Source organism: Kribbella sp. CA-293567, from assembly GCF_027627575.1.
In the GTDB taxonomy this organism is placed as follows: domain Bacteria; phylum Actinomycetota; class Actinomycetes; order Propionibacteriales; family Kribbellaceae; genus Kribbella.
In genome coordinates this window covers 6,900,674-6,923,231 of sequence record NZ_CP114065.1, presented here as the reverse complement: position 1 = coordinate 6,923,231, position 22,558 = coordinate 6,900,674, and the positions used below count along the sequence as shown (strand labels likewise).

At 68.9% G+C, this 22,558-nt stretch carries 23 protein-coding genes; 14 read left to right on the top strand and 9 right to left on the bottom strand.

The annotated features are described in order from the left end of the window. Positions 1-90 precede the first annotated feature (90 nt). Positions 91-918: a 3-keto-5-aminohexanoate cleavage protein gene (locus OX958_RS32000; protein ID WP_270133931.1), complete on the top strand. Its 828-nt coding sequence runs from the start codon at positions 91-93 to the stop codon at positions 916-918. On the opposite strand, the gene OX958_RS31995 is transcribed toward OX958_RS32000, so the two are convergent. Together OX958_RS31995 and OX958_RS31990 are read right to left on the bottom strand one after the other, a co-directional pair. Continuing rightward, a complete protein-coding gene (locus OX958_RS31995) occupies positions 858-1,349 on the bottom strand; it encodes a hypothetical protein (RefSeq protein WP_270133930.1) in 492 nt (163 codons plus the stop codon). The genes OX958_RS32000 and OX958_RS31995 overlap by 61 nt on opposite strands. Further along, a complete protein-coding gene (locus tag OX958_RS31990) occupies positions 1,346-2,515 on the bottom strand; it encodes a molybdopterin-dependent oxidoreductase (protein WP_270133929.1) in 1,170 nt (389 codons plus the stop codon). The genes OX958_RS31995 and OX958_RS31990 overlap by 4 nt, the downstream gene beginning before the upstream one ends. Before the next feature lie 195 nt (positions 2,516-2,710). On the opposite strand from OX958_RS31990, the gene OX958_RS31985 reads away from it, so the two are divergent. Continuing rightward, positions 2,711-3,274 (top strand): hypothetical protein, encoded by a 564-nt coding sequence (locus OX958_RS31985; RefSeq protein ID WP_270133928.1) that lies wholly within the window; start codon positions 2,711-2,713, stop codon positions 3,272-3,274. Beyond that, a complete protein-coding gene (locus OX958_RS31980; RefSeq protein WP_270133927.1) occupies positions 3,274-4,932 on the top strand; it encodes a hypothetical protein in 1,659 nt (552 codons plus the stop codon). The genes OX958_RS31985 and OX958_RS31980 overlap by 1 nt, the downstream gene beginning before the upstream one ends. A gap of 2 nt (positions 4,933-4,934) precedes the next feature. On the opposite strand, the gene OX958_RS31975 is transcribed toward OX958_RS31980, so the two are convergent. Further along, positions 4,935-5,297 (bottom strand): DsrE family protein, encoded by a 363-nt coding sequence (locus tag OX958_RS31975; protein WP_270133925.1) that lies wholly within the window; start codon positions 5,295-5,297, stop codon positions 4,935-4,937. Positions 5,298-5,462: 165 nt separating this feature from the next. Between OX958_RS31975 and OX958_RS31970 the strand changes: the two genes are divergently transcribed. Next, positions 5,463-5,957, top strand: a complete 495-nt coding sequence (locus OX958_RS31970) for an FABP family protein (RefSeq protein WP_270133923.1) — start codon at positions 5,463-5,465, stop codon at positions 5,955-5,957. Here OX958_RS31970 and OX958_RS31965 read toward each other — a convergent pair. Continuing rightward, on the bottom strand, positions 5,954-6,631 hold the full coding sequence (locus tag OX958_RS31965; protein ID WP_270133922.1) for a response regulator: 678 nt from the start codon (positions 6,629-6,631) through the stop codon (positions 5,954-5,956). The genes OX958_RS31970 and OX958_RS31965 overlap by 4 nt on opposite strands. After that, positions 6,624-7,880: a sensor histidine kinase gene (locus OX958_RS31960; protein WP_270133921.1), complete on the bottom strand. Its 1,257-nt coding sequence runs from the start codon at positions 7,878-7,880 to the stop codon at positions 6,624-6,626. Before OX958_RS31960 ends, OX958_RS31965 begins: the two co-directional genes overlap by 8 nt. Before the next feature lie 131 nt (positions 7,881-8,011). Between OX958_RS31960 and OX958_RS31955 the strand changes: the two genes are divergently transcribed. The 6 genes from OX958_RS31955 to OX958_RS31930 all read left to right on the top strand — a co-directional run bounded on the left by OX958_RS31955 (position 8,012) and on the right by OX958_RS31930 (position 14,666). Next, positions 8,012-9,406, top strand: coding sequence for a cation:dicarboxylate symporter family transporter (locus OX958_RS31955; RefSeq protein WP_270133920.1), 1,395 nt, complete (start codon positions 8,012-8,014; stop codon positions 9,404-9,406). Positions 9,407-9,528: 122 nt separating this feature from the next. Further along, positions 9,529-10,536 (top strand): CAF17-like 4Fe-4S cluster assembly/insertion protein YgfZ, encoded by a 1,008-nt coding sequence (gene ygfZ, locus OX958_RS31950; RefSeq protein ID WP_270133919.1) that lies wholly within the window; start codon positions 9,529-9,531, stop codon positions 10,534-10,536. 58 nt (positions 10,537-10,594) lie between these two features. Then, positions 10,595-11,596 (top strand): asparaginase, encoded by a 1,002-nt coding sequence (locus tag OX958_RS31945; RefSeq protein ID WP_270133918.1) that lies wholly within the window; start codon positions 10,595-10,597, stop codon positions 11,594-11,596. 1,521 nt (positions 11,597-13,117) lie between these two features. Further along, the gene (locus OX958_RS31940) at positions 13,118-13,669 is read left to right on the top strand and encodes a helix-turn-helix domain-containing protein (protein ID WP_270133916.1); all 552 of its coding nucleotides are present in this window, start codon (positions 13,118-13,120) and stop codon (positions 13,667-13,669) included. Continuing rightward, positions 13,669-14,223 carry a hypothetical protein gene (locus OX958_RS31935; protein ID WP_270133915.1) on the top strand — a complete coding sequence of 185 codons (555 nt, stop codon included), beginning with the start codon at positions 13,669-13,671 and terminating at the stop codon, positions 14,221-14,223. Before OX958_RS31940 ends, OX958_RS31935 begins: the two co-directional genes overlap by 1 nt. A gap of 89 nt (positions 14,224-14,312) precedes the next feature. Beyond that, positions 14,313-14,666, top strand: coding sequence for a DUF2516 family protein (locus tag OX958_RS31930; protein ID WP_270133914.1), 354 nt, complete (start codon positions 14,313-14,315; stop codon positions 14,664-14,666). Between the two features lie 7 nt (positions 14,667-14,673). On the opposite strand, the gene OX958_RS31925 is transcribed toward OX958_RS31930, so the two are convergent. The 3 genes from OX958_RS31925 to typA form a co-directional block, all read right to left on the bottom strand. Continuing rightward, entirely contained in the window at positions 14,674-15,477 is an 804-nt protein-coding gene (locus OX958_RS31925) for a L,D-transpeptidase family protein (RefSeq protein WP_270133912.1), read from the bottom strand. Positions 15,478-15,690: 213 nt separating this feature from the next. After that, positions 15,691-16,284, bottom strand: coding sequence for a L,D-transpeptidase (locus OX958_RS31920; RefSeq protein ID WP_270133910.1), 594 nt, complete (start codon positions 16,282-16,284; stop codon positions 15,691-15,693). Between the two features lie 139 nt (positions 16,285-16,423). Continuing rightward, positions 16,424-18,286: a translational GTPase TypA gene (gene typA / locus OX958_RS31915; RefSeq protein WP_270133909.1), complete on the bottom strand. Its 1,863-nt coding sequence runs from the start codon at positions 18,284-18,286 to the stop codon at positions 16,424-16,426. A 275-nt stretch (positions 18,287-18,561) separates the two neighbouring features. Here typA and OX958_RS31910 point away from each other — a divergent pair, with 275 nt between their 5' ends. After that, positions 18,562-19,197: a TetR/AcrR family transcriptional regulator gene (locus OX958_RS31910; RefSeq protein WP_270133908.1), complete on the top strand. Its 636-nt coding sequence runs from the start codon at positions 18,562-18,564 to the stop codon at positions 19,195-19,197. 10 nt (positions 19,198-19,207) lie between these two features. Here the strand turns inward: OX958_RS31910 and OX958_RS31905 are convergent, their stop codons facing one another. Further along, a complete protein-coding gene (locus OX958_RS31905; RefSeq protein WP_270133906.1) occupies positions 19,208-19,957 on the bottom strand; it encodes an SDR family NAD(P)-dependent oxidoreductase in 750 nt (249 codons plus the stop codon). 60 nt (positions 19,958-20,017) lie between these two features. Between OX958_RS31905 and mshA the strand changes: the two genes are divergently transcribed. From mshA to OX958_RS31890, 3 genes are read left to right on the top strand one after another with little or no spacing between them, the layout of a single operon-like run. Further along, positions 20,018-21,310 (top strand): D-inositol-3-phosphate glycosyltransferase, encoded by a 1,293-nt coding sequence (gene mshA, locus OX958_RS31900; RefSeq protein WP_270133904.1) that lies wholly within the window; start codon positions 20,018-20,020, stop codon positions 21,308-21,310. Then, on the top strand, positions 21,307-21,795 hold the full coding sequence (locus OX958_RS31895) for a YbjN domain-containing protein (RefSeq protein ID WP_270133903.1): 489 nt from the start codon (positions 21,307-21,309) through the stop codon (positions 21,793-21,795). The genes mshA and OX958_RS31895 overlap by 4 nt, the downstream gene beginning before the upstream one ends. Before the next feature lie 10 nt (positions 21,796-21,805). Continuing rightward, on the top strand, positions 21,806-22,552 hold the full coding sequence (locus tag OX958_RS31890; RefSeq protein WP_270133901.1) for a phosphoglyceromutase: 747 nt from the start codon (positions 21,806-21,808) through the stop codon (positions 22,550-22,552). Positions 22,553-22,558 lie beyond the last annotated feature (6 nt).

The following is a 22,558-nucleotide window of genomic DNA, read 5'->3' as shown; positions in this document are numbered from 1 at the left end:
ACCATCCTGCCGTGCCGGACATCGTCCGGTAATCGAGCCCCTCCGCCGTCAAATATCCCGTTTCAGGCCGCGATCTGGCACGATTCGTTCATGACGTCGACGCTGATCACTGTTGCCCCCACCGGCGCCGAGACCGCCAAGGCGGACTGTCCGGCGCTGCCGACGACGCTCGAGGAGCTGGTCGAGACCGCCAAGCGCTGCGAGGCGGCGGGCGCGGCGATGATCCACCTGCACGTCCGCGACGGCGAGCACCGGCCGACGCTGGATCCGGGCCGGCTGCGCGACACCGTGACCGCGGTCCGGGAGAACACCGCGCTGATCGTCCAGTTGTCGACCGGTGGCGCGGTGACCGATCCCTTCGACCACCGGCTGCGGGTGCTGGACGCCGCTCCGGACTCCTGCTCGCTGACGATGGGCACGGTCAACTTCGGCGACGACGTCTTCATGAACCCCTGGCCGTTCGTGACCGAGCTCTACCAGCTCAGCCAGGAACGTGAGGTGGTGCCGGAGTTCGAGCTGTTCGACCTCGGTCACGTCGCGGCGCTGAACCGGCTGCTCGACAAGTTCGGCCTGCCCTACGGCGGCAGGGTGCATTGCGACCTGGTGATGGGAGTGCCGGGTGGCATGCCCGGTACGCCGGACGCACTGGTTGCCGCAGTCAACGGTCTGCCTGCCGGCGTGACCTCGTGGTCGGCCACCGGCGTCGGCCGTACGACGCTGCCTGTCGCTCTGGCCGCACTGTCGAAGGGCGGCCACCTCCGGGTCGGGATGGAGGACACCCTGACGCTCGCCAAGGGCCGGCCGGTGACCCACAACGCGGAGCTGGTCGAGCGTGCCGCCGCGCTGGCGACGCTGGCTCAGCGGCCGCCGATGTCGCCCGACGAGGCTCGCGACCTGCTGAACGTGAAGCGCCGCTGAACCAGCAGTACTGCCACGCCGGTCACGATGATGGTGGCTTCCAGCAACAACCAGTCGCGCAGGTAGTCGCGCGGCAACACGGTCGGGTTGGCGCCGGTGCCTTGTCTGAGCAGCAACGGGATCGCGATGAGCGTGGTGATCCCGACGTACAGGCCGGTCGTGCGAACGGTGCCGACGATGCGGTGGCGATCGGGGCCCGCCGACCAGCGGGTGAGCAGCCAGCCGGCGGCCAGGGTGATTGGTACCAGGAGGAAGTCGTCCACCAGTACGGCACCGCCGAGCCAGAGTGGCAAGCGGATCAGGGCGTCGAAGCTGAGGGACTGAAGGAGTAGCCAGCCGCCCCAGAGCCCGAAGCCGACGCCGAGAGCGCCGAGCGCGGCTCGCCCGCCACGTGCCGCCGACGAGGGAATGGCTTCCGTTTCGTTCTTCACTTGAGTACCTCCAGACGGTGGACCCATTTGGTCTGGAAGACGCCTGGGCGGTTGGGAGCGATGAGACGGGCCGGGAAGCCGTGGTCGAGATCCAGTTCGGAGCCGTTGAGCCGGAGCGCCAGCAGGGTGAGTGGGTCCTCGGCGAACTGGGATGGGAGCTCGCTGGTGGCGTAGAAGCCGCCCTTCTCCATCGACACCACTCGCAGCGACGAGCCTTCCGGTGCGCCGCAGAGTCGCAGCAGGTCGCGGATCCGGATGCCTTCCCAGCGAGCGCCTTGACTCCAGCCCTCGACGCAGGCGATCGGGAGGTCGGACCGGCTCTGTGGCAGGGCGCGAAGCTGGTCCAGCGAGTAGGAGAGTTGTGAGGGGCCGGTCATCGTGAAGCGCCAGTCCGCATTGACCACGACGACGCCTGCGTCTTCGGCAGTGCGATTGACCGGTAGTCCTTGCGGGCCGATGTTGGGCTTGCGTGGGGCCAGGACGGCGACCGGGCCGAAGGCGGGGACCGACTGGCCGATCGAGGCGAGGCCGACCAGCGTGCCCGCGCCGGCGACCGTGCGGAACAGGCCGCGCCGGCTGAGCCCGGTGATTGCTGGTGGCAACGAATCGGTGGAGTGCGGTAACGGCGTACGGTCGGCTGGGGTGCGGCGCCAATGCTCGCTGATGAGGGGGAGTTTCACAGCCAGGTGGACAAGTAGGGCGCCAACGATGATCCAGGCGAGCGCGTAGTGCGTTTCCTTGAAGGGGAACGGCCACGGGTACCACTGGAGGGTGTTGAGGAAGCCGACGAAGATCTCCAGCGCCAGAGCTGAGACCAGCACCAGGATCGAGGCCCGTTCGAGGACGGTGACCAGTGCCTTCCTGCTCGGTGGCCAGGGGAGCTTGGCGAACAGCTTCGGGTAAACGGTCCAGAGTTTCGCCAGCAGCAGCGGGACCGACACGATCCCGCTGACCACGTGCAGGCCCTGGGTGACGCGGTACAGCGAGACCGGGCGGGTGGGGATCACGAGCCAGCCCGGCGTCGCCTGCTGGAAGTGGCTGAACAGTCCGGTCAGGAAGCAGAGCGCGATCGCCACCCCGAGCCAGCGCCCGAGCACGGTGGCGACGCGCGGATGATGCAGCGGCGAGGAGAACGATCGCTCGGCTGGAGGCTTCGGCAGCTTCATGGTTCTCATCACAACGCAGAAACCGGCGGCCCGGTCGGCGCCGGCGGTTACTGCTCGCGAACGCCCGGACGGTACGCCGTACCGGTGCTTACGGCTTCCGAACAGGTGCGATATCCACAGTCCATCGGGTTGCGTCCGACGGCTGGCACCCCACCCGTTTACGCTGGGCAGGTTCGAGTGAAGGGAGAGGGACAGGTGAGGACGCAGCAGCGGTCGTCGGCGGACGACGAGCGCGCTATGGCCGACCTCGCGGAGGTGTCCGACTGGAAGCGTGTCTGGGGTCCGCCCGAGACCGGTCTGGACGCGATCCGCGCCCTGGTGTCGCGGGTCACCGCCGCCACCGGCTGGCGTCCCTGGGCTCCCGGCAACATCGATCCCGATCGCTACACCTGGGGGCTGGTCACCCAGCGCCGGACCGTGATGCTGGTGCTGCCCGACGCCGTACTGCCGGACAGTCCGCGCAGTGGGTGGTCGGCGTACGAGATCGCTCCGGAGGACCTGCCTGCCGCGCAGGACGGGCTCGACGAGCACTGGCCCGGTCAGCTGGAGCTGGCCCGGCAGCACTGGGGCCAGCCCGTCTTCGTCGGTCCGGGGGACGATCCGAGGATCCCGGTGGAGTGGCGTGGCCGGCGCCGCCATCTGGCCGTTTGGCTGCGCCCCGGCGCGGAGCTGCACCTGTACGCGACCCAGCCCGACGCGACGCCGGCCTTGGCCAGTGCCGGATTCGGGTACTCCGTCTATGCGAGCGAGGTGGCCTGATGGCGTCGATCGAGGAAGACATTCTGCAGGACGTCTACCAGGTGGTCCGGACGCTGGCGGCCCGGCTGACGAAGAAGCGGAGCTCCGATCTGGCGCGGCGGATGCGGGACGCGCAACTGCGGGAGGCCGCGCAGGCCGAGGAGCGGCGCGCGCTGGTCGAGGACCTGGTGCACGAGCGCAGTAACAACCCGGAGTTCGCCGAAGCGCTGGACCGGCTGCCCGACGACGACCGGACCGCGCTGCTGGAGAACGAGGCGCAATGGCAGCAGGAGCAGCGGGACCGGATGGACGCCGACCCTGACCTGACGCCCGAGGACATCCAGCGGGAGGTGGAGGAGCGGCGCGACCTCGACCACAACGGGAGGGACGACAACCGGGACCGCGACCTGCAGACCGACCAGGTCGTCGATGAGCGGGTCGACCCGAACCGGAACGGTCAGATCGACGCGGTCGAGCAGCGCCAGGAGAAGCAGGCGGCGCGCGACGCGGAGACGCGGCAGAAGCTGGAGCAGGAGCGAGCCGAGGAGCAGCGCCGGACGGATGAGGCGCGCGGAGGCGACCTTGCGCCCGCGGTCGCTGCCGCCGGAGCCGGCGCGGTGGTCGCCGACGAGGTGGCGGACGAGCTGGAGGACCGGCAGGCGGAGCAGGAGCTTGCCGAGCCCGAGCGTGATGAGCCGTTGCTCGACGAGAACAACGCTGCGCCTGAGGTGATCGGAGAGTCGGACCAGGAGCGGGATGCTCGGTTGGCCGATCAGCAGACGGGAGACCGGGACGTCGTCGCGCCTGAGGTGATTGGTGAGTCGGATCAGGAGCGGGATGCTCGGTTGGCCGAGGCGCAGGGTGAGGCTGGGCGGGACGGCGAGTTTGTTGATGCGGATGGTGCTTCGCCTGAGGTGATTGGTGAGTCGGATCAGGAGCGGGATGCTCGGTTGGCCGAGGCGCAGGGTGAGGCTGGGCGGGACGGCGAGTTTGTTGATGCGGATGGTGCTTCTTCTCCGGTGATCGGGGAGGACGCTGCTGAGCAGGAGCGGCGTGAGGGGCAGGTCGAGCAGGGGGAGGCTGGGCCGCAGCCGGGGTTGCCGACTGGTGGGGATCAAGCTGCGGCTGCCGAGCAGGAGCAGTTGAACGCGCAGCAGCAGGGCGGGCAACAGCAGGGCCGGCAACAGCAGCAAGGGGCACAGCAGGACGGGCAGCAGCAGGGCGCGCAGCAGCAAGGTGGGCCGCAGCAGGGCGTACAGCAAAACGGGCAACAGCAGCAGGGTGGGCCGCAGCAGGGCGTACAGCAAAACGGGCAACAGCAGCAGGGTGGGCCGCAGCAGGGCGCGCAACAGCAGCAGAACGGGCAACAGCAGCAGAACGGGCAGCAGCAGGGCGCGCAGCAGCGGCCGGATGCGGTTGAGGCGACGCTGCAGGAGGCGCGGCAGTCGCGGCAGAACGGGCAGGCCGGTCAGGGGGAGCAGAACGGCAAGCGGCCGATGTCGCAGGACGAGATCAAGCACCTGCAGAGCATCCAGCGGGGTGCGGCCGACGCTTCGCAGGCAACTCAGCCGCGCACCGACGCGCCCGCGGAGGTGGGTGGCAAGACCGCCGGCAGCCGCGCTGCGACGCTCAGAGCTGACAAGACCGCCAAACGCGACGGCCCCGGCGTAGGCGAGTAGTACTAGTAGACGATCGCCTGGGCGTCGTCCGCCAAGATCTCCTCGGTGAAGGCGGGAGCTCCGGCGATCCGGGTGCCGGGGAGCAGATCGGCCTCGGTGAGCTCGCGGCGCTTGACGCACTGCGTACAGGCAGTGAGCTGACCGCCGGCCAGTACGGCGGCCAGCAGGTCGGCAAGCGGCGCGGCGTGGGGCAGCTCGAACTCCTCCGCCCGCCCCGGTACAGCGAACCAGACCGCCTCCCCGGTCAGCCAGAGCGACACCTGCGCACCCGACGCGACAGCGGTCGCGGCAACGGTCACGGCTTGGTTGGCGCGCTCGGGTTCTTCGGCGCCTGCGGTCAGCTTGATCACCAGCGTGCGGGACATCACGCCACCGTAGCTCAGACTCCCGCCGGCATCCCCTAGACTGATCAACGTGCTACACGTCATCTTCACGTCCCTGCTGGTGCTCGTCACCGTCTTCATGGGCTGGTTCTCGGCGTTCGTCGTCTACCGGCTGTACCGCGGCCGCAGCGCGAGCTGAGGCAGACGATGGCGTTCGAGATCCCGCAGGACCTGCATCCCGACCTGATGCCGCTCGCCTGGCTGCTCGGCCGGTGGGAGGGCCGCGGCCACGGTGACTACCCGACGATCGAGAAGTTCGAGTTCGGGCAGCAGATCGACTTCAGTCACAACGGCAAGCCGTTCCTGCACTACGTCAGCCAGACCTTCGTGGTCGGCGAGGACGGCAAGCGCGAGCGCCCGCTGGCGCTCGAGACCGGTTTCTGGCGGCCCAAGCCCGACGGCAAGCTCGAGGTCGTGCTGGCCCACCCGACCGGCTTCGCCGAGATCTGGTACGGCGAGACCGACGGCGCCAAGATCGAGATGCGCACCGACGTGGTGGCGCGGACCGAGACGGCCAAGGAGGTCGCTGCGGGTCACCGGCTCTACGGCCTGGTCAAGGGCGAGCTGATGTGGGCCTACGACATGGCCGCCGAGGGCCTGCCGCTGCAGCCGCACCTCTGGGCGACGCTCGTCCGCGCCTAGCTCTCCGAGACCCAGGAGTACTCGACCTTCGGTCGCCCGCTCCGCCCGTCGTACCGCTGTGTCCGCAGCGCCTGGCCCTGGTCGGCCAGGTGCTCCAGGTAGCGCCGGGCCGTGATCCGCGACGTACCGATCGAGGCCGCGACCTCTTCGGCGGTCCATCCCTCGCGATCGCCGAGCAGCGTCACCACCCGATCCAGCACCGACCCTGCGAGGCCCTTCGGCACCGACGAGCTGGTTGCCGGATGCAACAACCTGTCGACCTCGTCCTGATCCGCGACGACCTGCCCGGCCTCTGCTGCCCGTCGTTGCCGCGAGTAGGCAGAGAGCCGATCTCTCAACGTTTCAAAGGCAAACGGCTTCAGTACGTACTGCACGACACCGATCCGGGCAGCCGCTTGAACCGCCGCCACCTCGCGCGCTGCGGTCACCGCGACCACATCGGTTTGGTTGCCCGCGGCCCGCATTCGCCGTACGACGTCGAGCCCGTGGCCGTCCGGAAGGTTCATGTCCAGCAGTACCAGATCGATCTCGCCGCCGCTCAGCAGATGCAGCGCGCGCGCCGCAGTACCGGCCAGACCGACGCAGACGAAGCCCGGCAACCGATCGACGTACACGCGATGAGCCTCAGCAGCAACGGGATCATCCTCAACCACCAGCACCCTCAACTCAGGCACTGGCACTCACCGCCCGAGGTAGCCGCACCCGCACAGTCAACGCCGGTACGTCGTCGAGCTCGGAGTCAGGGTCCACCATCAGTGTCCCCTGCCACCGCTCGACCGTACTGCGGACGAGCACCAGCCCCAGCCCGTGACCCGGCTCGGCCTTCGTGGTCCAGCCTCGCTCGAACATCCTGGCCAACTCCGTGGCACCCAGCTCGGCGCCGGTGTTGGTCACGGCGAGGTCGATGAACTCCGCGCTCGTCGACGCCTTCAGCTCGACCCGCCGGGGCGCCGTACCGCCGTGTGCCGCCTCGACCGCGTTGTCGAGCAGATTGCCGACCACCGTGACGATGTCCTGGGCAGGCAGCCTGGTGTGCAGCGCCTCCGAACCCAACTCGAGAGTGAGCAGCACCCCACGTTCCTGCGCCTGAGCCAGCTTGGCGAGCAGCAGCGAGGCGAGGACGGGATCGCCGACGGTCCCGACCACCCGATCGGTCATCGCCTGCGCGAGCTGCAGCTCCGAGACCGCGAACTGCCGGGCGCGCTCCGGCCGGCCGATCTCGATCAGGCTGACCACCGTGTGCAACCGGTTCGACGCCTCGTGGTTCTGCGCCTGTAGCGACTCGGCCAGGCTGCGAACCGCATCCAGCTCACCCAGCAGCGCTTGCAGCTGAGTGTGGTCCCGCAGGGTGACGATCCGGCCGGAACGGGCGGGTTGCTGGTTCACCACGACCACACCGAGGGCCCCGAGATGCAGTTCGTCGTACGCCGTCCGGCCGGCGCTGAGGAGGCTGGACAAGGTGGCTGGCAGGTGCAGGTCGGCAACCGTCGAGCCAGGCATCACCTGGTCCAGCCCGAGCAGCCGGCGCGCTTCGTCGTTGACCAGCTGGACCTGACCGTCGGAGTCGATCAGCAACAGACCTTCGCGCGCCGCCCGCAGTACGCCCTCGTAGAAGTCGAGCATCCACGCGAGAGTCTGGGTGCCCATCCCGCGGGTCGTCCGGCGCACCCGCCAGGTGACCAGCGCGTTGCCGGCCACCGCGACGCCGAGCACGAGGCTGGCGACACCGAGCATCGCGCGGAGTTCGAGCTCGATCAGTTCAGCCCAGCCAGGTGGGGTGAGACCGGCCGCCGCCGCGTCCCGGTCGGCCTGCGTGCGGGTCCGGGTCAGCAGGACGAGCCAGATCAGCGCGACCATCACCGCGGCCGTGGCCGTCTGCAGCCAGAGCACCTGGCGGCGGAGCTCCCACGGGCGGCTGGTCATGCCAGCCATTGTGCCGCGCGCCGCGCTTTCCGGACGGGCAGCGAACGATATGAACGAAATGCGCAGTTGTCCTGTGCGTCACGTCACAGTTACTCAGAACCCCCCGCCCGCCCGGCCAATCAGGAGTCTCCATGGCGAGCCCCACCACACCCCGACCGACGCCGGTCCGCAACGACCGCACCCACTTCCTCTATATCGCCGTCATCGTCGCCGTGCTGCTCGGTATCGGTGTCGGGTTTCTCTTCCCGAACTTCGCGGTCGAGCTGAAACCGCTCGGTACCGGCTTCGTGAACCTGATCAAGATGATGATCAGCCCGATCATCTTCTGCACTCTGGTGCTCGGCATCGGCTCGGTCCGGCAGGCCGCCAGCGTCGGCAAGGTCGGAGGTCTCGCGCTGGTCTACTTCCTGGTGATGTCGACGGTCGCTCTCGCCATCGGCCTGGTGGTCGGCAACCTGGTGCAGCCCGGTTCCGGCCTGAACCTGACCGACAAGCTGCGGGAGACCGGTCAGAGCCAGGCGGCCGGTGGTCACGAGACCACCGCCGACTTCGTGCTCGGCATCATCCCGAAGACGCTGCTGTCCGCCCTGACCGAGGGTGAGGTGCTGCAGACCGTGTTCGTCGCGCTGCTGGTCGGCTTCGCGCTGCAGGCCATGGGCAGCAAGGGGCAGCCGATCCTGAACGGGATCGGGCACATCCAGCGGCTCGCCTTCAAGGTGCTGGCGATGATCATGTGGGTCGCGCCGGTCGGCGCGTTCGGTGCGATCGCCGCCGTCGTCGGGGCCACCGGTGCGGACGCGCTGGTGAGCCTGGGCAAGATCATGCTCGCCTTCTACCTCACCTGCGCGATCTTCGTGGTGGTGATCCTGGGCGCCATCCTCAAGGTGGTCACCGGGATGTCGATCTTCCAGTTGCTGAAGTACCTCGGCCGTGAGTTCCTGCTGATCGTGTCGACCTCGTCGTCGGAGACCGCGCTGCCGCGGCTGATCGGCAAGATGGAACACCTCGGTGTCGACAAGTCCGTCGTCGGGATCACCGTTCCGACCGGCTACTCGTTCAACCTGGACGGCACCGCGATCTACCTGACGATGGCGTCGCTGTTCATCGCCGAGGCGATGGACCAGCCGTTCTCGCTCGGGCAGCAGGTCTCCCTGCTGGCGTTCATGATCCTCGCCTCGAAGGGTGCGGCCGGCGTCACCGGCGCGGGGCTCGCGACGCTGGCCGGCGGTCTTCAGTCGCACCGGCCGGATCTGGTCGACGGTGTCGGCCTGATCGTCGGCATCGACCGGTTCATGTCCGAGGCACGGGCGCTGACGAACTTCGCCGGCAACGCGGTCGCGACGGTTCTGGTCGGGCACTGGACCGGCGGGTTCGACAAGGAGCAGGCGCGCCAGGTCTTCGCCGGTGAGGATCCGTTCGACGAGGCGGCCTTCGCGGCCGGTGACACCCACGCGGGCGACGCCCACCCGGAGGACGAACCACGGACGCCCGGCGCCGTACTGAACACCGGCGGCCCGGCTCACTAGACCATCTGTCCCACCCCTCAACGCTGCCCGTCAGCTCCCGATCCGTCCGGGAGTTGACGGGCAGCGTGCCGTCCGGGGACGGCGCACATTTCGTCTACCGACAGTGGACGTACGCTGGTGACATGTCACTGATGCGTAGCCCCTTGTTGGACCTTCCGGCCGCCGTGGAGGCAGACGGCCTGGACGCCGGCGTCGCTGCGCACTACGGCTCCGATCTGCGCGAGCAGCGGGCCCTGGTCGCGGGCAAGGGCTTCGTCGACCGCTCGAACCGCGACGTGGTCACCATCACCGGCCCGGACCGCCTGACCTGGCTGCACGCGATCACCAGCCAGTACTTCGAGGGTCTGAAGCCGGGCACGTCGACCACCGCCCTCCTGCTGTCCCCGACCGGGCACGTCGAGCACGCCATGTACGGCGTCGACGACGGCGAGACTTTCTGGGTGCACACCGAGCCGGGCGCCGCGGCCGCTCTGGTCGAGTGGCTCCAGAAGATGGTCTTCATGTCCCGTGTCGAGATCGCCGATGTCACCGCCGACTACGCCATTGTCTGGCGCCCAGGTCAGCCTGCGGAGCCCGCCGGGCCGATCGTCAGAGCTGGAGCCGACTCTCTGGGCGGGAACGAACTCTTCCTCCCTCGCGGAGATCTGCCGGCCTTCGCCGAGCAAGCAGGCCCCGCGGCCGGCATCTGGGCCTACGAGGCTCTGCGGATCGAGGCGGGCGCACCCCGGCTCGGGCTGGACATGGACGAGCGCGCGATCCCCAACGAGCTCGGCTGGCTCGGCATCGGCGTACACCTGGACAAGGGGTGCTACCGGGGTCAGGAGACCGTCGCCCGCGTCCACAACCTGGGCCGCCCGCCTCGCCGGCTCGTCCGGCTGCTGCTGGACGGTTCGGTCGACCACCTGCCGGCCCACGGGTACGCCGTGCGGGTGGGCGAGAAGCAGGTCGGTTTCATCGGCTCGGCGGCGCGCCACCACGAGTACGGGCCGATCGCGCTGGCTCTGATCAAGCGCAACGTCGACCCGGCAGCGGTGCTAGAGGTCGTCGCGGAGGATCAGCCGACGGTCACCGCGACCCAGGAGTTGCTGGTCGACCCCGAGGTCGGGCTGCACGTGCGCGCCCGGCTGTGAGCCGAATCATCTCCAACGTGGCTGTTTGCCCCTGACGTCGGCGCCGTACAGTTCAGCCGTGACCGAACCTGTGATCCTGGCCGACGTCGTCCGCAGCGGATTCGTGGAGGGCCACCACCGCGGCTCCGTGGTGGTGACCGCCCCCGACGGCTCCGTCGAATGGTCGGCCGGGGTGATCGACCAGCCGATGTTCCCGCGCTCGTCGAACAAGCCGATGCAGGCGCTCGGCATGCTCCGCAGCGGCCTTGACCTGGACGGCGAGCTGCTCTCGCTGGCCGGGGCGTCCCACTCGGGTGAGGCGTTCCACCTCGACGGCGTACGCCGGATCCTGGCGACCGTCGGCCTGGACGAGTCGGCGCTGCGGACGCCCCCGGCGTACCCGATCGACGACCAGGCCCGCGACGAGTGGGTGCGTGCCGGCCACGGCCTCGACCCCGTCACGATGAACTGCTCCGGCAAGCACGCCGCGATGATCGCCACCTGCGTGGTCAACGACTGGCCGTACCACGACGAGTCCCGCGAGAAGAGCACCGACGCCGTCTGGGGTAGGGACGACTACCGCTCCCCGGAACACCCCCTGCAGCAGGCGATCCGCACCGCCGTCGAGGACTCGGCCGGCGAAAAGGTCTCGCACGTCGCCGTCGACGGCTGCGGCGCCCCGATCCTCGCCATCACTCTCTCGGGCCTGGCCCGGTCCTTCGGCCTCTTCGCCGCCGAGCCCGCCGACACCCTGGAAGGCCGCGTCGCCAAGGCATTCCGCGAGCACCCCGACTACGCCAGCGGTAGCCGCCGCGACGAGTCCGCCCTGATGAAGGCCGTCCCCGGCCTCTTCTGCAAGGCCGGCGCCGAATCCGTCTACGCGGTCGGCCTCGCCGACGGCTGCGGCCTGGCCGTCAAGATCGAGGACGGCACCCCGCGCGCCCGCGCCGTCGTGATGGCCGCCACCCTGCAGAAGCTCGGCCTCCGCAACGACGTGATCGACCAGCAGACCCGCTCCCCGCTCTACGGCGGCGGCATCGAGGTCGGTGCTGTCCAGCCGCACCCCGCGGCCTTCGCCTGATCCTCCGGCGCAACTCTGCTGGTTGGTGGTGGTGCGGCTGTTCATCCACAGCCGCCCGCCAAGGGCTCGTGGCGCTGCGCGCCACCTCGCTGATGCCTGAATGCTGACGCGGGGAAGCTTGTGTTGGGGGTCAACCGATTTGGCTGGAACCGGTGATACCGGGCCTGCTCATCCATGACCGCTCGGCGAGGGCTCGTGGCGCTGAGCGCCACCTCGCTTGCGTCTGGACGCTGACGCGGGCAGGTCTGTGTGGGGGATCGGCCGATCTGCTTGGTCTGGTGGTGCCGCGCTTGCTTATGCACCATCGTCCGCGAGGCAACCCGCTCGGTGGACGGTTGCGGCGTGCAGAGCGACAGGCAGTGGTGGCTGTTTCAGCTCTTCGCTGACCACCGATCACGCTCAGCGCGTCGTGTCAGCCTGCATATCTGCCTGTCGTTGTGCACGCATAAGTCGGATGCGCTTCTCGTTTCGACCAAGCCAGAGGGCGCATCTGCATGCTCTTGCGGGGCCGCCCGTCGAGGGCTCGTGGCGCTGGGCGCCACCTCGCTGACGTCTGGATGCTGACGCGGGGAAGTCTGCGCTGCGGGTCAACCGGTCTGCACGGACCGGTGGTGTGACCCGTGGCTTCCGCGATTCGCGCCGATCAGGCCTAGGAGGGCATCTGCGTGCTCCTGCAGGGCCGTCCGTCGAGGCACCCGCTCGGTGGACGGTTGCGGCGTGCAGAGCGACAGGCAGTAGTAGCTGTTTCAGCTCTTCGCTGACCACCGATCACGCTCAGCGCGTCGTGTCAGCCTGCATATCTGCCTGTCGTTGTGCACGCATAAGTCGGATGCGCCGTTGGCGCTTCTCGTTCCGACCAAGCCAGGGGGCGCATCTGCGTGCTCTTGCGGGGCCGCGCGTTGAGGGCTCGTGGCGCTGGGCGCCACCTCGCTGACGTCTGGATGCTGACGCGAGGAAGCCTGCGTTGGGGGGGATCAGCCGATCTGGCTGGGGCCAGTCGCGCCGGGTCTGCCCAACGCGACCGGCGACCTGCTGCCGGCGGGCTCGTGGCGCTGGGCGCCACCTCGCTGATGTCTGGATGCTGACGCCAGCAAGCCCGTGATGCGGGGAGCCCGTGTGCGTCTCTTCCCATGCACCGCTCGAGCCCATCCAATGACGTTGCATTCCACGTCACGTCAGTCGACCACCTCACGTTTGGTCGACCAGCGCACCTGCCCCATACCGGCCACGCGCTCGTTGGCTGACCGCCGCACACTGGTCAAGCCGCACGTTGGTCGGCCACCCTTCACCGCCCAACTACTGCACCGGCTCACCCTTCCTGGCAAGCTGGTTCGCCTGCACAGGCCGAGGCAGCAAGAGGGGCGACGAAGGAGCTCCCGAGCTGGGGGGTGGGGAGCAGGCGACGGAGGAGCCGACGGGGGCGGAGGAGCCGGCGAGCGAGCAGAAGCGTCACTCGCCGTAGTGATCGGCCTCACGCCCATACTGCTTGCAATTGCAAGCACCTGCTAGCAGTATGGGCGTATGGCCGGACTGAGTGATCGAGCCGCTGGTGCGGTGGGATCGGTGGGGGAGTACCTCGCCGAGCAGCGTCGGCATGCGCAGTTGTCGTTGCGGCAGTTGTCCGATCTGGCCGGGGTTTCGAATCCGTACCTGAGTCAGATCGAGCGTGGGCTGCGCAAGCCGTCGGCGGATGTGCTGCAGCAGTTGGCGAAGGCGCTGCGGATCTCCGCGGAGACGCTCTACGTGCGGGCCGGGATTCTCGATCCGGACGAGAGTGAGGACGGCGCCCGGCGTACGCCGGGGGTGGTCGACGCGGTCCTGCTCGATCCCGCGCTGAACGAGCGGCAGAAGCGTGTGCTGCTCGACGTCTACGGCTCGTTCGTCCGTGAGAACGCGAGCGACGACGGCGCCGACGAGCCCGGACCAGCCACCGCACCACCAGCCTCCGCACCGGCCCCCGCGGCCGCCGCCACTAAGAAGACCCCTGCACGAAAGAGCAGCACCCCGAGAACCCCTGCACGAAAAAGCAGCACCCCGAAGACCCCGCTGAAAACCTCACGAGGAGATGCCTGATGGCAACCCGTACCCCCGTCACCCCGCTGTACGCGATCGCCGGCGCCGGCGACCTGGCCGTGGAGAAGTTCCGCGCCGTCAGCGACGACGTCACCACCCGGTTCGCGAAGCTGGACCAGAAGACCCTGCAGTCGACCGTGCAGACCGAGCTGAGCAAGCGTCAGGCCGAGCTGAGCGAGCGTCTCGAGACGCTGGTCGCCAACGCGAAGACCGTGCCGGCCACGCTGCGTGAGCTGCCGGCGGTCGCGCAGGCCGGGCTGACCGTCGCCCAGGCCGGACTGACCACCGTGCTCGGCCAGGCCGAGGAGACCTACGAGGACCTGGCCGGCCGGGGCAAGGACCTGGTCACCCGGATCCGCACCCAGAAGGCGACCGAGGACCTGGCCGCCCAGGCCCGGACCACGGTGAGCAAGGCCAAGGCCACCCGGACCACCGCGAAGAAGACCGCCGGCACCACCTCGCGCAACGTGAAGGCGACCGCCACCAGCGCTCGCAAGACCGCGAAGAGCGCCACCAAGGCCGCCGGCACCGCCGCCGCCAAGGTCGGCGACTGAGGGTAGTTCCTCCCGCTCCGCAGGCACGGGTGGTCCCGATCCGGGTTCGACGGATCGTCGGCCACCCGTGCCTGGGTTAGGCTCGTTGCATGCTCCCACTCGCCACGTTCCAGAACCTGTTTCCCGGGTTCGGTGATCCCATCGGTGTCATCTGGTGGGCGCTGCTCGGTCTGAAGCTGGTCGCCTTGGTCGACGCGGCGTTCCGGCCGCGGGCGGTGTACGTCGCCGCCGACAAACTGACCAAGCCCGGCTGGGTGCTGATCCTGGCCACCTTCACGCTGTCGCAGATCTTCCAGAGCTGGCTGAGCTTCATCGGCCTGTTCGGGATCGTGGCCGCGGCTGTCTACCTGGTGGACGCCCGTCCCGCGCTCCGGGCGGCGTCCGGCCGTGGGCGCGGCGGTGGCTGGGGTATTCGCCGTCGCCGGGGGCCGCGCCCGCTCTGAGGCGCAGCTACGAGCGGTAGACGATCACCTTGTCGCCGACGTTCACCTGGTCGAAGAGGCTCTTGATCTTGGCCAGGTCGCGGACGTTCACACAGCCGTGCGATCCGCCGTTGTAGCCGCGGGCGGCGAAGTCCGAGGAGTAGTGCACCGCCTGTCCGCCGCTGAAGAACATCGCGTAGGGCATCGGTGAGTCGTACAGCTTGGAGACGTGGTTGCGGTTCTTCCAGCCGACCGTGAAGCCGCCCTCGCGGGTGGCCGTCTTCTCGGCGCCGAACCGGACGTCGAACTGCATCTTCACCACGCCGTCGACCACGTATCGCAGCTTGCGGTCGGTCTTGTCGACGCACAGCGCGACGCCGGTCGCGCACCGCGGGTCCAGCTTCTTACCGTTCACCACGGGGGCCGGCGGATAGAGCTCGGCCTGAGTGGGCTCGCGGGTTCCGGCGGACAGCTTCGTCCAGGTGTTCTGGTCGACGTACCCGAGCGGCGGAATTCCCTGTGAGGTCTGGAACTTCTTCACCGCGGACCGGGTCATCGTGCCGTACGAGTTGTCCAGCCACCGCTTGTCGAGCAGCTTGAGCTGGATCAGGCGCGCCTCGACCTTGCGTACGGCAACACCGCTGGAACCGTTCTTCCACAGGGCCTTGGGGTAGATCGGCAGTTCGCCGCTGACCTCGAACGGCACCGGCGCGACCTCCGCCGTACTGACCTGCGGCGCCGCCGAGGCGGTGATCGCCGTTCCCCCGACCGCAGTGACGACCACGGCCGTCAGCACGTTGCGAACAATCAGCGTACTCCGAGACCAACGCATCCGAACCCCTCAAGTCGATCCGTCCCCTGTACCAGGTAGGACGCCCACGCGGATCAGTTAGTTGGCATCGGGCGGACGCCAACCGATCAAGCCTAAGGTACGGACCTGGAAATCGTCCTCTCGACAGCCGGCCTCAGCGCGCGCGACTTGGGACGGCAACGCGAAGCGGCGGCCACTTCCCGAAGGAAGTAGCCGCCGCTGAGAGACTCCAGGTCAGGCGTTGTAGACCAGGACCTTGTCGCCGATCTTCACCTTGCTGAAGATCCAGGCGATCTTCTTCTTGTCGCGCATGTTCGCGCAGCCGTGCGAGCTGCCGTTGTAACCGCGGGCCTTGAAGTCCGCCGAGTAGTGCACCGCCTGGCCGCCGACGAAGAACATCGCGTACGGCATCGGGGTGTGGTAGATCGACGAGACGTGGTTCTTCGACTTGCGGTAGACCTTGAAGGTGCCGTTCTTGGTCGGCGTCCGGGGGCCGCCGAAGCGGGCGTCACCCTCGGCCTGCAGGCGGCCGTTGACGATGAACATCACCTTGCGGGTCTTCTTGTTGATGCACAGGTAGCGCCCGGTCATGCACTGCTTGGCAATGTGCCGGCGACCCGGCACCAAGACCGTCTTCTTCGCTTTCGCCTTCGGCTTGGCCTTGGCGGTCGCCGAGCCGGCGACGACGGTCTTGGACGCAACCTTCGGTGCCACCACGGTGCCGGCGGCCGGAGCCGCGGCCGCGGTCGTCGTCGCGGCGGTGAGAACGCCTACCCCCAGCATCGCGACCGCCGTGGTGGTGGCGCCGAGCTTACGCAGAATGCCCATGGTCCTTTTCCTTCCCCCAACTGATGTGCTTTCACAAGGTCAGACGCAGCAGCCCGCCAGCTGGTTGGTAACGATCCGGCACTTTCCCCCGTCGGATCGGGCCACCAGGTGAGCGGGCTACTCCCCGACTACTACTGGATCAGGCTTTGTTCTTGCGGCCGAGCTTCGCGCGCTCGATCTGGGTCAGCGCGAGTTTGCGGATCCGGACCGCGTCCGGGGTGACCTCGACGCACTCGTCCTCGCGGCAGAACTCCAGCGACTGCTCGAGCGACAGCTTGCGGGCCGGCACCAGCTTCTCGAACTCGTCCGCGTTCGACCGGACGTTGGTCATCTTCTTCTCACGGGTGATGTTCACGTCCATGTCGTCGGCGCGCGAGTTCTCGCCGACCACCATGCCCTCGTAGACATCGGTGCCCGGCTCACAGAACATCGTGCCGCGCTCCTGCAGGTTCACCATCGCGTACGACGTGGTGACGCCGGTGCGGTCGGAGACCAGCGAACCCGACGGGCGGGTGCGCAGCTCGCCGAACCACGGCTCGTAACCCTCGAAGACGTGGTGCGCGATCCCGGTACCGCGGGTGTCGGTGAGGAACTCGGTCCGGAAGCCGATCAGGCCACGGGCCGGGACCAGGAACTCCATCCGGACCCAGCCGGTGCCGTGGTTGGTCATCTGCTCCATCCGGCCCTTGCGGACCGCGAGCAGCTGGGTGACGGTTCCGAGGTACTCCTCGGGGCAGTCGATGGTCAGGCGCTCGACCGGCTCGTGCCGCTTGCCGTCGATCTCGCGGGTGACCACCTGCGGCTTGCCGACGGTCAGCTCATAGCCCTCGCGGCGCATCTGCTCGACCAGGATGGCCAGCGCCAGCTCGCCACGGCCCTGCACCTCCCAGGTGTCCGGACGCTCGGTCGGCAGCACCTTGATCGAGACGTTGCCGATCAGTTCGCGGTCCAGCCGGTCCTTGACCAGCCGGGCGGTCACCTTGGTGCCCTTGATCCGGCCGGCCAGCGGGGAGCTGTTGGTACCGATCGTCATCGAGATGGCCGGCTCGTCGACGGTGATGAACGGCAGCGGCTTCGGGTTCTCCGGGTCGGCCAGGGTGTCGCCGATCATAATCTCCGGGATACCGGCGATCGCGACGATGTCACCGGGGCCGGCCGAGTCGCCGGGAACGCGCTCGAGCGCCTCGGTGATCAGCAGTTCGGTGATCTTGACCTTCTGAATGGTGCCGTCGTGCTTGCACCAGGCGACCTGGGAGCCCTTCTTCAGGGTGCCTTCGTGCACCCGGACCAAGGCCAGCCGGCCGAGGAACGGCGAGGCGTCCAGGTTGGTGACGTGCGCCTGCAGCGGCGCGCCTTCGGTGTACTCCGGGGCCGGCACGTTCGCCAGAATGGTCTCGAACAGCGGCTCGAGGTCCTCGGAGTCCGGCATCCCGCCGTCGGCCGGCTGGGTCAGCGAGGCGCGACCGGCGCGGGCCGAGGCGTAGACGACCGGGAAGTCCAGCGCGGACTGGTCGGCGTCGTGGTCCAGCAGGTCCAGGAACAGCTCGTAGGTCTCGTCGACGACCTCGGCGATCCGGGCGTCGGGACGGTCCACCTTGTTCACCACCAGGATCACCGGCATGTTGCGGGCCAGCGCCTTGCGCAGTACGAACCGGGTCTGCGGCAGCGGACCCTCGGAGGCGTCCACCAGCAGCACGATCGCGTCCACCATCGACAGGCCGCGCTCGACCTCACCACCGAAGTCGGCGTGGCCGGGGGTGTCGATGATGTTCAGCGTCATCTGCTCGCCGTTGGCCATCTTGTGCCGTACGGCGGTGTTCTTGGCCAGGATCGTGATGCCCTTCTCACGCTCCAGGTCGCCCGAGTCCATCGCTCGCTCGTCGACGTGCTGGTGGGCCCCGAAGGCACCGGACTGCCACAGCATCGCGTCGACCAGGGTGGTCTTCCCGTGGTCGACGTGGGCCACGATGGCCACGTTGCGCAGATCATTACGGAGGGGCATGCGGAAGCGCTCCAAGCAAGTCGGATTGAGGTCAGGCGGTGGCTACGGCAAGTCCTACGTGCCACTGGAGACGCAGTGCGCAGCCATCTCATCCTACCGGTCGGTGGAGGTAGCGCCGAATTCGGGAGAGCCTTTGACATTCGTTCGCTGTACGTACAGTCTATAAGTGGACGCCTGGGGAGGGGTCCGCACCTCGGGGCCGTGCCACCGGGGGCCGAGTCGCCGTGGGGGGTGGACTCGGCTCCCGAGGGGCGTCCGGCCAGGAAAGAAGCACCGTGCCGCGATCGGCCAGTACCAACCTCGAACTGCGGGAGAAGTCGCGCGAGCGGATCCTGAGTGCTGCCCTGGAGGTCTTCGCCGAGAAGGGCTACGAGGCCGCGTCGATCTCGGACGTGACCCAGCGTGCCGGCGTCTCCCGCGGTCTGGTCACCTACTACTTCGCCGGCAAGCAGTTGCTGGCGGCCGAACTGCTGGACCGCTGGCTGGACGGCATCGGCGCCATTCTCACCTTGCAGGGCAGCGCGGACGAACGTCTGGCCGGCATCATCGACGGCACCCTGATGGCCGCGGCGTCCACGTTGCCGATCCAGCGGCTGGCGATCTCGCTGATGCTGCAGCCCGGGACCCATCCGGTCTTCGCCGCGGTCGAGGCGGCCAAGGCGGCCCGGGTGGAGCAGATCGAGGACGCGATCCGGTCGATCTTCGGTCAGCGTGGCGCCGACGACCCGGCCGTCGAGGAGATGTTGCTCAGGGCAACACTCGAGGGCGTGACGGTGAAATTGGCAATCTACCCCGAGACGTTCCCGGTCGAGGCGGTCCGCCGCCGCCTGCACGCGTCGTACGGGCTGCCCGAGCCCCGTACGCCGCTGCTGATCAGCTCACCGCCGGTGGACCGCCTCCGCGCCAAGTAGTCAGCCTGGCTCAGCTGACCCGGTGCACCTTGTGCTGCGCGGCCTGCGCCCGCGGCCGGACCGTCAGGCGGTCGATGTTGACGTGCTTGGGGCGGGTGGCGATCCAGGCGACGATGTCGGCGATGTCGTCGGCGACCAGCGGTTCGGCGACCCCGGCGTACACGGCGTCGGCCTTGGCCTGGTCGCCCTCGAACCGGGTGAGCGCGAACCCCTCGCTCTTCACCATTCCCGGGGCGATCTCGCAGACCCGGACCGGCTGGTCCCACAGCTCCAGCCGGAGCGTGTCGACAACCGCCTTGGCCGCGTGCTTGGCCGCGACGTACCCACCGCCGCCCTCGTAGGCGACCTGGCCGGCCGTCGAGCCCATCACCACGATCTGGCCCTCCGCCGCGATCAGTGCCGGGAGCAACGACTTCGTGACCGCCGCGACCCCGATCACGTTCACCTCGAACATCTGCCGCCAGGCCGCGAGGTCGGCCTCGGCGACCGGCTCGAAACCGAACGCCCCGCCGGCGTTGTTGAGCAGCAGGTCGACCCGGTCGCCGACCGCCACGGCGAGCGCGGCGACGTCCTCGGCCGAGGTCACGTCGCACTGCACCGCACGCCCGTCGATCTCCTTGGCGAGTGCCTCGATCCGGTCCAGCCGCCGGGCCGCGCAGACCACCTCGAACCCCTCCCGGGCGAGGTACCGCGCCGAAGCGGCCCCGATCCCACTACTGGCTCCGGTGACCACTGCGACAGGACGGGTGCTGGAAGTCATGCCTCAAGTCTAGGGAGAAGTCCTGATTCGGCCGAGGGAGGCCGGAGTTACGCTGAGGCGGTGACCCAACCCTTGGCAGACCGTCCTCTCCGGCGGGTCGCGATGATCAGCCTGCACACCTCACCGCTGGACCAGCCCGGGATCGGCGACGCCGGCGGGATGAACGTCTACGTGGTCGAGATGTCCAAGCGGCTCGCCGGCCTCGGGATCGAGGTGGACGTCTTCACCCGGGCCACCTCGTCCGCCTTGCCGGCGAAGGTCGAGCTGCTGCCCGGCGTGACCGTGCGCAACGTCGCCGCCGGCCCGTACGAGGGACTCTCGAAACACGAGCTGCCCGCGCAGCTGTGCACGTTCGCCCGCGCCGTACTGCGGGCCGAGGCGATCCGCGAACCCGGCTACTACGACGTCATCCACTCGCACTACTGGCTCTCCGGGCAGGTCGGCCTGCTGGCCCGGGACCGCTGGGCCGTGCCGCTGGTGCACACCATGCACACGATGGCGAAGGTCAAGAATGCCAGCCTGGCTGAGGACGACGTACCGGAGCCCCCGGCCCGGCTGCTGGGTGAGGAGCAGGTGGTCGAGGCGGCCGACCGGCTGCTGGCCAACACCGAGGACGAGGCGCACGAACTGATCAGCCTGTACGGCGCGCAGCCGGCCAAGGTCGGCGTGGTCAGTCCGGGGGTGGACCTGGAGGTCTTCTGCCCGGGCGGCCAGGCAGCGGCCCGCAAGGCGCTCGGGCTGCGGGAGGACGCGATCGTGCTCGCGTTCGTCGGCCGGATCCAGCCGCTGAAGGCACCGGACATCCTGATCCGCGCCGCGGCCCGGATGCTGGCGAAGGACCCGTCGCTGCGGGAGCGGCTGGTGGTCGCGATCATCGGCGGGCCGTCGGGCAACGGGATGGAGCACCCCGAGTCGCACGCGGAGCTCGCCCGCGAGCTGGGGGTCTACGACGTGACCTGGTTCGTGAAGCCGATGGCCCGGGCCGGGCTGGCCGAGTGGTACCGCGCGGCCACGGTGGTCTGCGTGCCGTCGTACTCGGAGTCGTTCGGGCTGGTCGCGCTGGAAGCCCAGGCCTGCGGTACGCCGGTGGTCGCGGCGGCCGTCGGTGGCCTGACCACGGCGGTCTCGGACGGCCGGACCGGGCTGCTGGTGCCGGGGCACGACGTCGACGACTTCGCCGACGCGCTGCGCCGGATCGCGACGGATCCGCCGTTGCGCGAGACGATGAGCCGCGCCGCGGTCGGGCATGCGAGCCGCTTCGGCTGGGAACTGACCGCGGAGAGGACGCTGGCGGCGTACCGGACCGCGCAGCAGACGATGGCGGCCGAGCTGGCCCAGGAGGTTGGTCGATGAGAGTGTCCGCCGCGGACGTGATCCGCCAGGTGCTGAACGAGAACGAGCTGGAGTTCACCGAGACCGAGCCGGGGGTGTTCAGCGCGGACCTGCCCGGCGAGCGCAAGCTGAAGACCACCGTCTCGCTGACGGTCGGCAGTCAGGCGGTCCAGGTGCACGCCTTCGTCGCGCGCCGGCCGGACGAGAACCACGAGGCCGTCTACCGCTGGCTGCTGGAGCGGAACCTGAAGATGTACGGCGTCGCCTTCGCCGTCGACCACCTGGGCGACATCCACCTGGACGGCCGGGTGCCACTGCACGCGATCACGCCGGTCGAGGTGGACCGGCTGCTCGGGGCGGTGCTGGAGTACTCCGACACCTCGTTCAACACGATCCTGGAACTGGGGTTCGCCTCGTCGATCCGCAAGGAGTACGACTGGCGGGTGAAGCGGGGCGAATCGACCCGGAACCTGGACGCGTTCAAGGGCTGGCTGGAGCCTCGGTAGGCTGAGGGCCATGACTTACCGCCTGATCCTGCTGCGCCACGGCCACTCCGACTGGAACGCCAAGAACCTGTTCACCGGCTGGGTCGACGTCGACCTGAACGCCCAGGGCGTGGAGGAGGCGCACCGCGGCGGCCAGCTGCTGCTCGAGCGCGACCTGCTGCCCGACGTCCTGCACACGTCGCTCCTGCACCGCGCCATCCGGACGGCCAACATCGCCCTCCAGGAGGCCGGCCGGTCCTGGATCGACGTCCGCCGCTCCTGGCGGCTGAACGAGCGCCACTACGGCGGTCTGCAGGGCAAGGACAAGAAGCAAACCCTGGAGGAGCTCGGCGAGGAGCAGTTCATGCTGTTCCGCCGCTCCTACGACACCCCGCCGCCGCCGATCGAGCGCGGCTCGGAGTTCGATCAGGCCGGCGACCCCCGGTACGCCGGTCTGCCGCCGGAGCTGCTGCCGGCCACCGAGTGCCTGAAGGACGTCGTCGAGCGGATGCTGCCGTACTGGTACGACGCGATCGTGCCGGACCTGCGCGACGGCAAGACCGTCCTGGTCACCGCGCACGGCAACTCGCTGCGCGCCCTGGTCAAGCACCTGGACACCCTGGACGAGCAGACCGTGGTCGGCCTGAACATCCCGACCGGCGTCCCGCTGTACTACGAGCTCGACGAGAACTTCACCCCGGTCAAGCCCGGCGGCGAGTACCTCGACCCCGCCGCGGCCGCCGCCGCGATCGAGGCGGTCAAGAACCAGGGCCGCTGACCCACC

Excerpts from the sequence above, each read along its gene's own strand:
- OX958_RS32000 (WP_270133931.1), top strand. The coding sequence starts at position 91 with ATGACGTCGACGCTGATCACTGTTGCCCCCACCGGCGCCGAGACCGCC.
- OX958_RS31990 (WP_270133929.1), bottom strand. The coding sequence starts at position 2,515 with ATGAAGCTGCCGAAGCCTCCAGCCGAGCGATCGTTCTCCTCGCCGCTG.
- OX958_RS31980 (WP_270133927.1), top strand. The coding sequence starts at position 3,274 with ATGGCGTCGATCGAGGAAGACATTCTGCAGGACGTCTACCAGGTGGTC.
- OX958_RS31975 (WP_270133925.1), bottom strand. The coding sequence starts at position 5,297 with ATGTCCCGCACGCTGGTGATCAAGCTGACCGCAGGCGCCGAAGAACCC.
- OX958_RS31970 (WP_270133923.1), top strand. The coding sequence starts at position 5,463 with ATGGCGTTCGAGATCCCGCAGGACCTGCATCCCGACCTGATGCCGCTC.
- OX958_RS31960 (WP_270133921.1), bottom strand. The coding sequence starts at position 7,880 with ATGACCAGCCGCCCGTGGGAGCTCCGCCGCCAGGTGCTCTGGCTGCAG.
- OX958_RS31955 (WP_270133920.1), top strand. The coding sequence starts at position 8,012 with ATGGCGAGCCCCACCACACCCCGACCGACGCCGGTCCGCAACGACCGC.
- ygfZ (WP_270133919.1), top strand. The coding sequence starts at position 9,529 with ATGTCACTGATGCGTAGCCCCTTGTTGGACCTTCCGGCCGCCGTGGAG.
- OX958_RS31940 (WP_270133916.1), top strand. The coding sequence starts at position 13,118 with ATGGCCGGACTGAGTGATCGAGCCGCTGGTGCGGTGGGATCGGTGGGG.
- OX958_RS31935 (WP_270133915.1), top strand. The coding sequence starts at position 13,669 with ATGGCAACCCGTACCCCCGTCACCCCGCTGTACGCGATCGCCGGCGCC.
- OX958_RS31930 (WP_270133914.1), top strand. The coding sequence starts at position 14,313 with ATGCTCCCACTCGCCACGTTCCAGAACCTGTTTCCCGGGTTCGGTGAT.
- OX958_RS31925 (WP_270133912.1), bottom strand. The coding sequence starts at position 15,477 with ATGCGTTGGTCTCGGAGTACGCTGATTGTTCGCAACGTGCTGACGGCC.
- OX958_RS31920 (WP_270133910.1), bottom strand. The coding sequence starts at position 16,284 with ATGGGCATTCTGCGTAAGCTCGGCGCCACCACCACGGCGGTCGCGATG.
- typA (WP_270133909.1), bottom strand. The coding sequence starts at position 18,286 with ATGCCCCTCCGTAATGATCTGCGCAACGTGGCCATCGTGGCCCACGTC.
- OX958_RS31905 (WP_270133906.1), bottom strand. The coding sequence starts at position 19,957 with ATGACTTCCAGCACCCGTCCTGTCGCAGTGGTCACCGGAGCCAGTAGT.
- OX958_RS31895 (WP_270133903.1), top strand. The coding sequence starts at position 21,307 with ATGAGAGTGTCCGCCGCGGACGTGATCCGCCAGGTGCTGAACGAGAAC.
- OX958_RS31890 (WP_270133901.1), top strand. The coding sequence starts at position 21,806 with ATGACTTACCGCCTGATCCTGCTGCGCCACGGCCACTCCGACTGGAAC.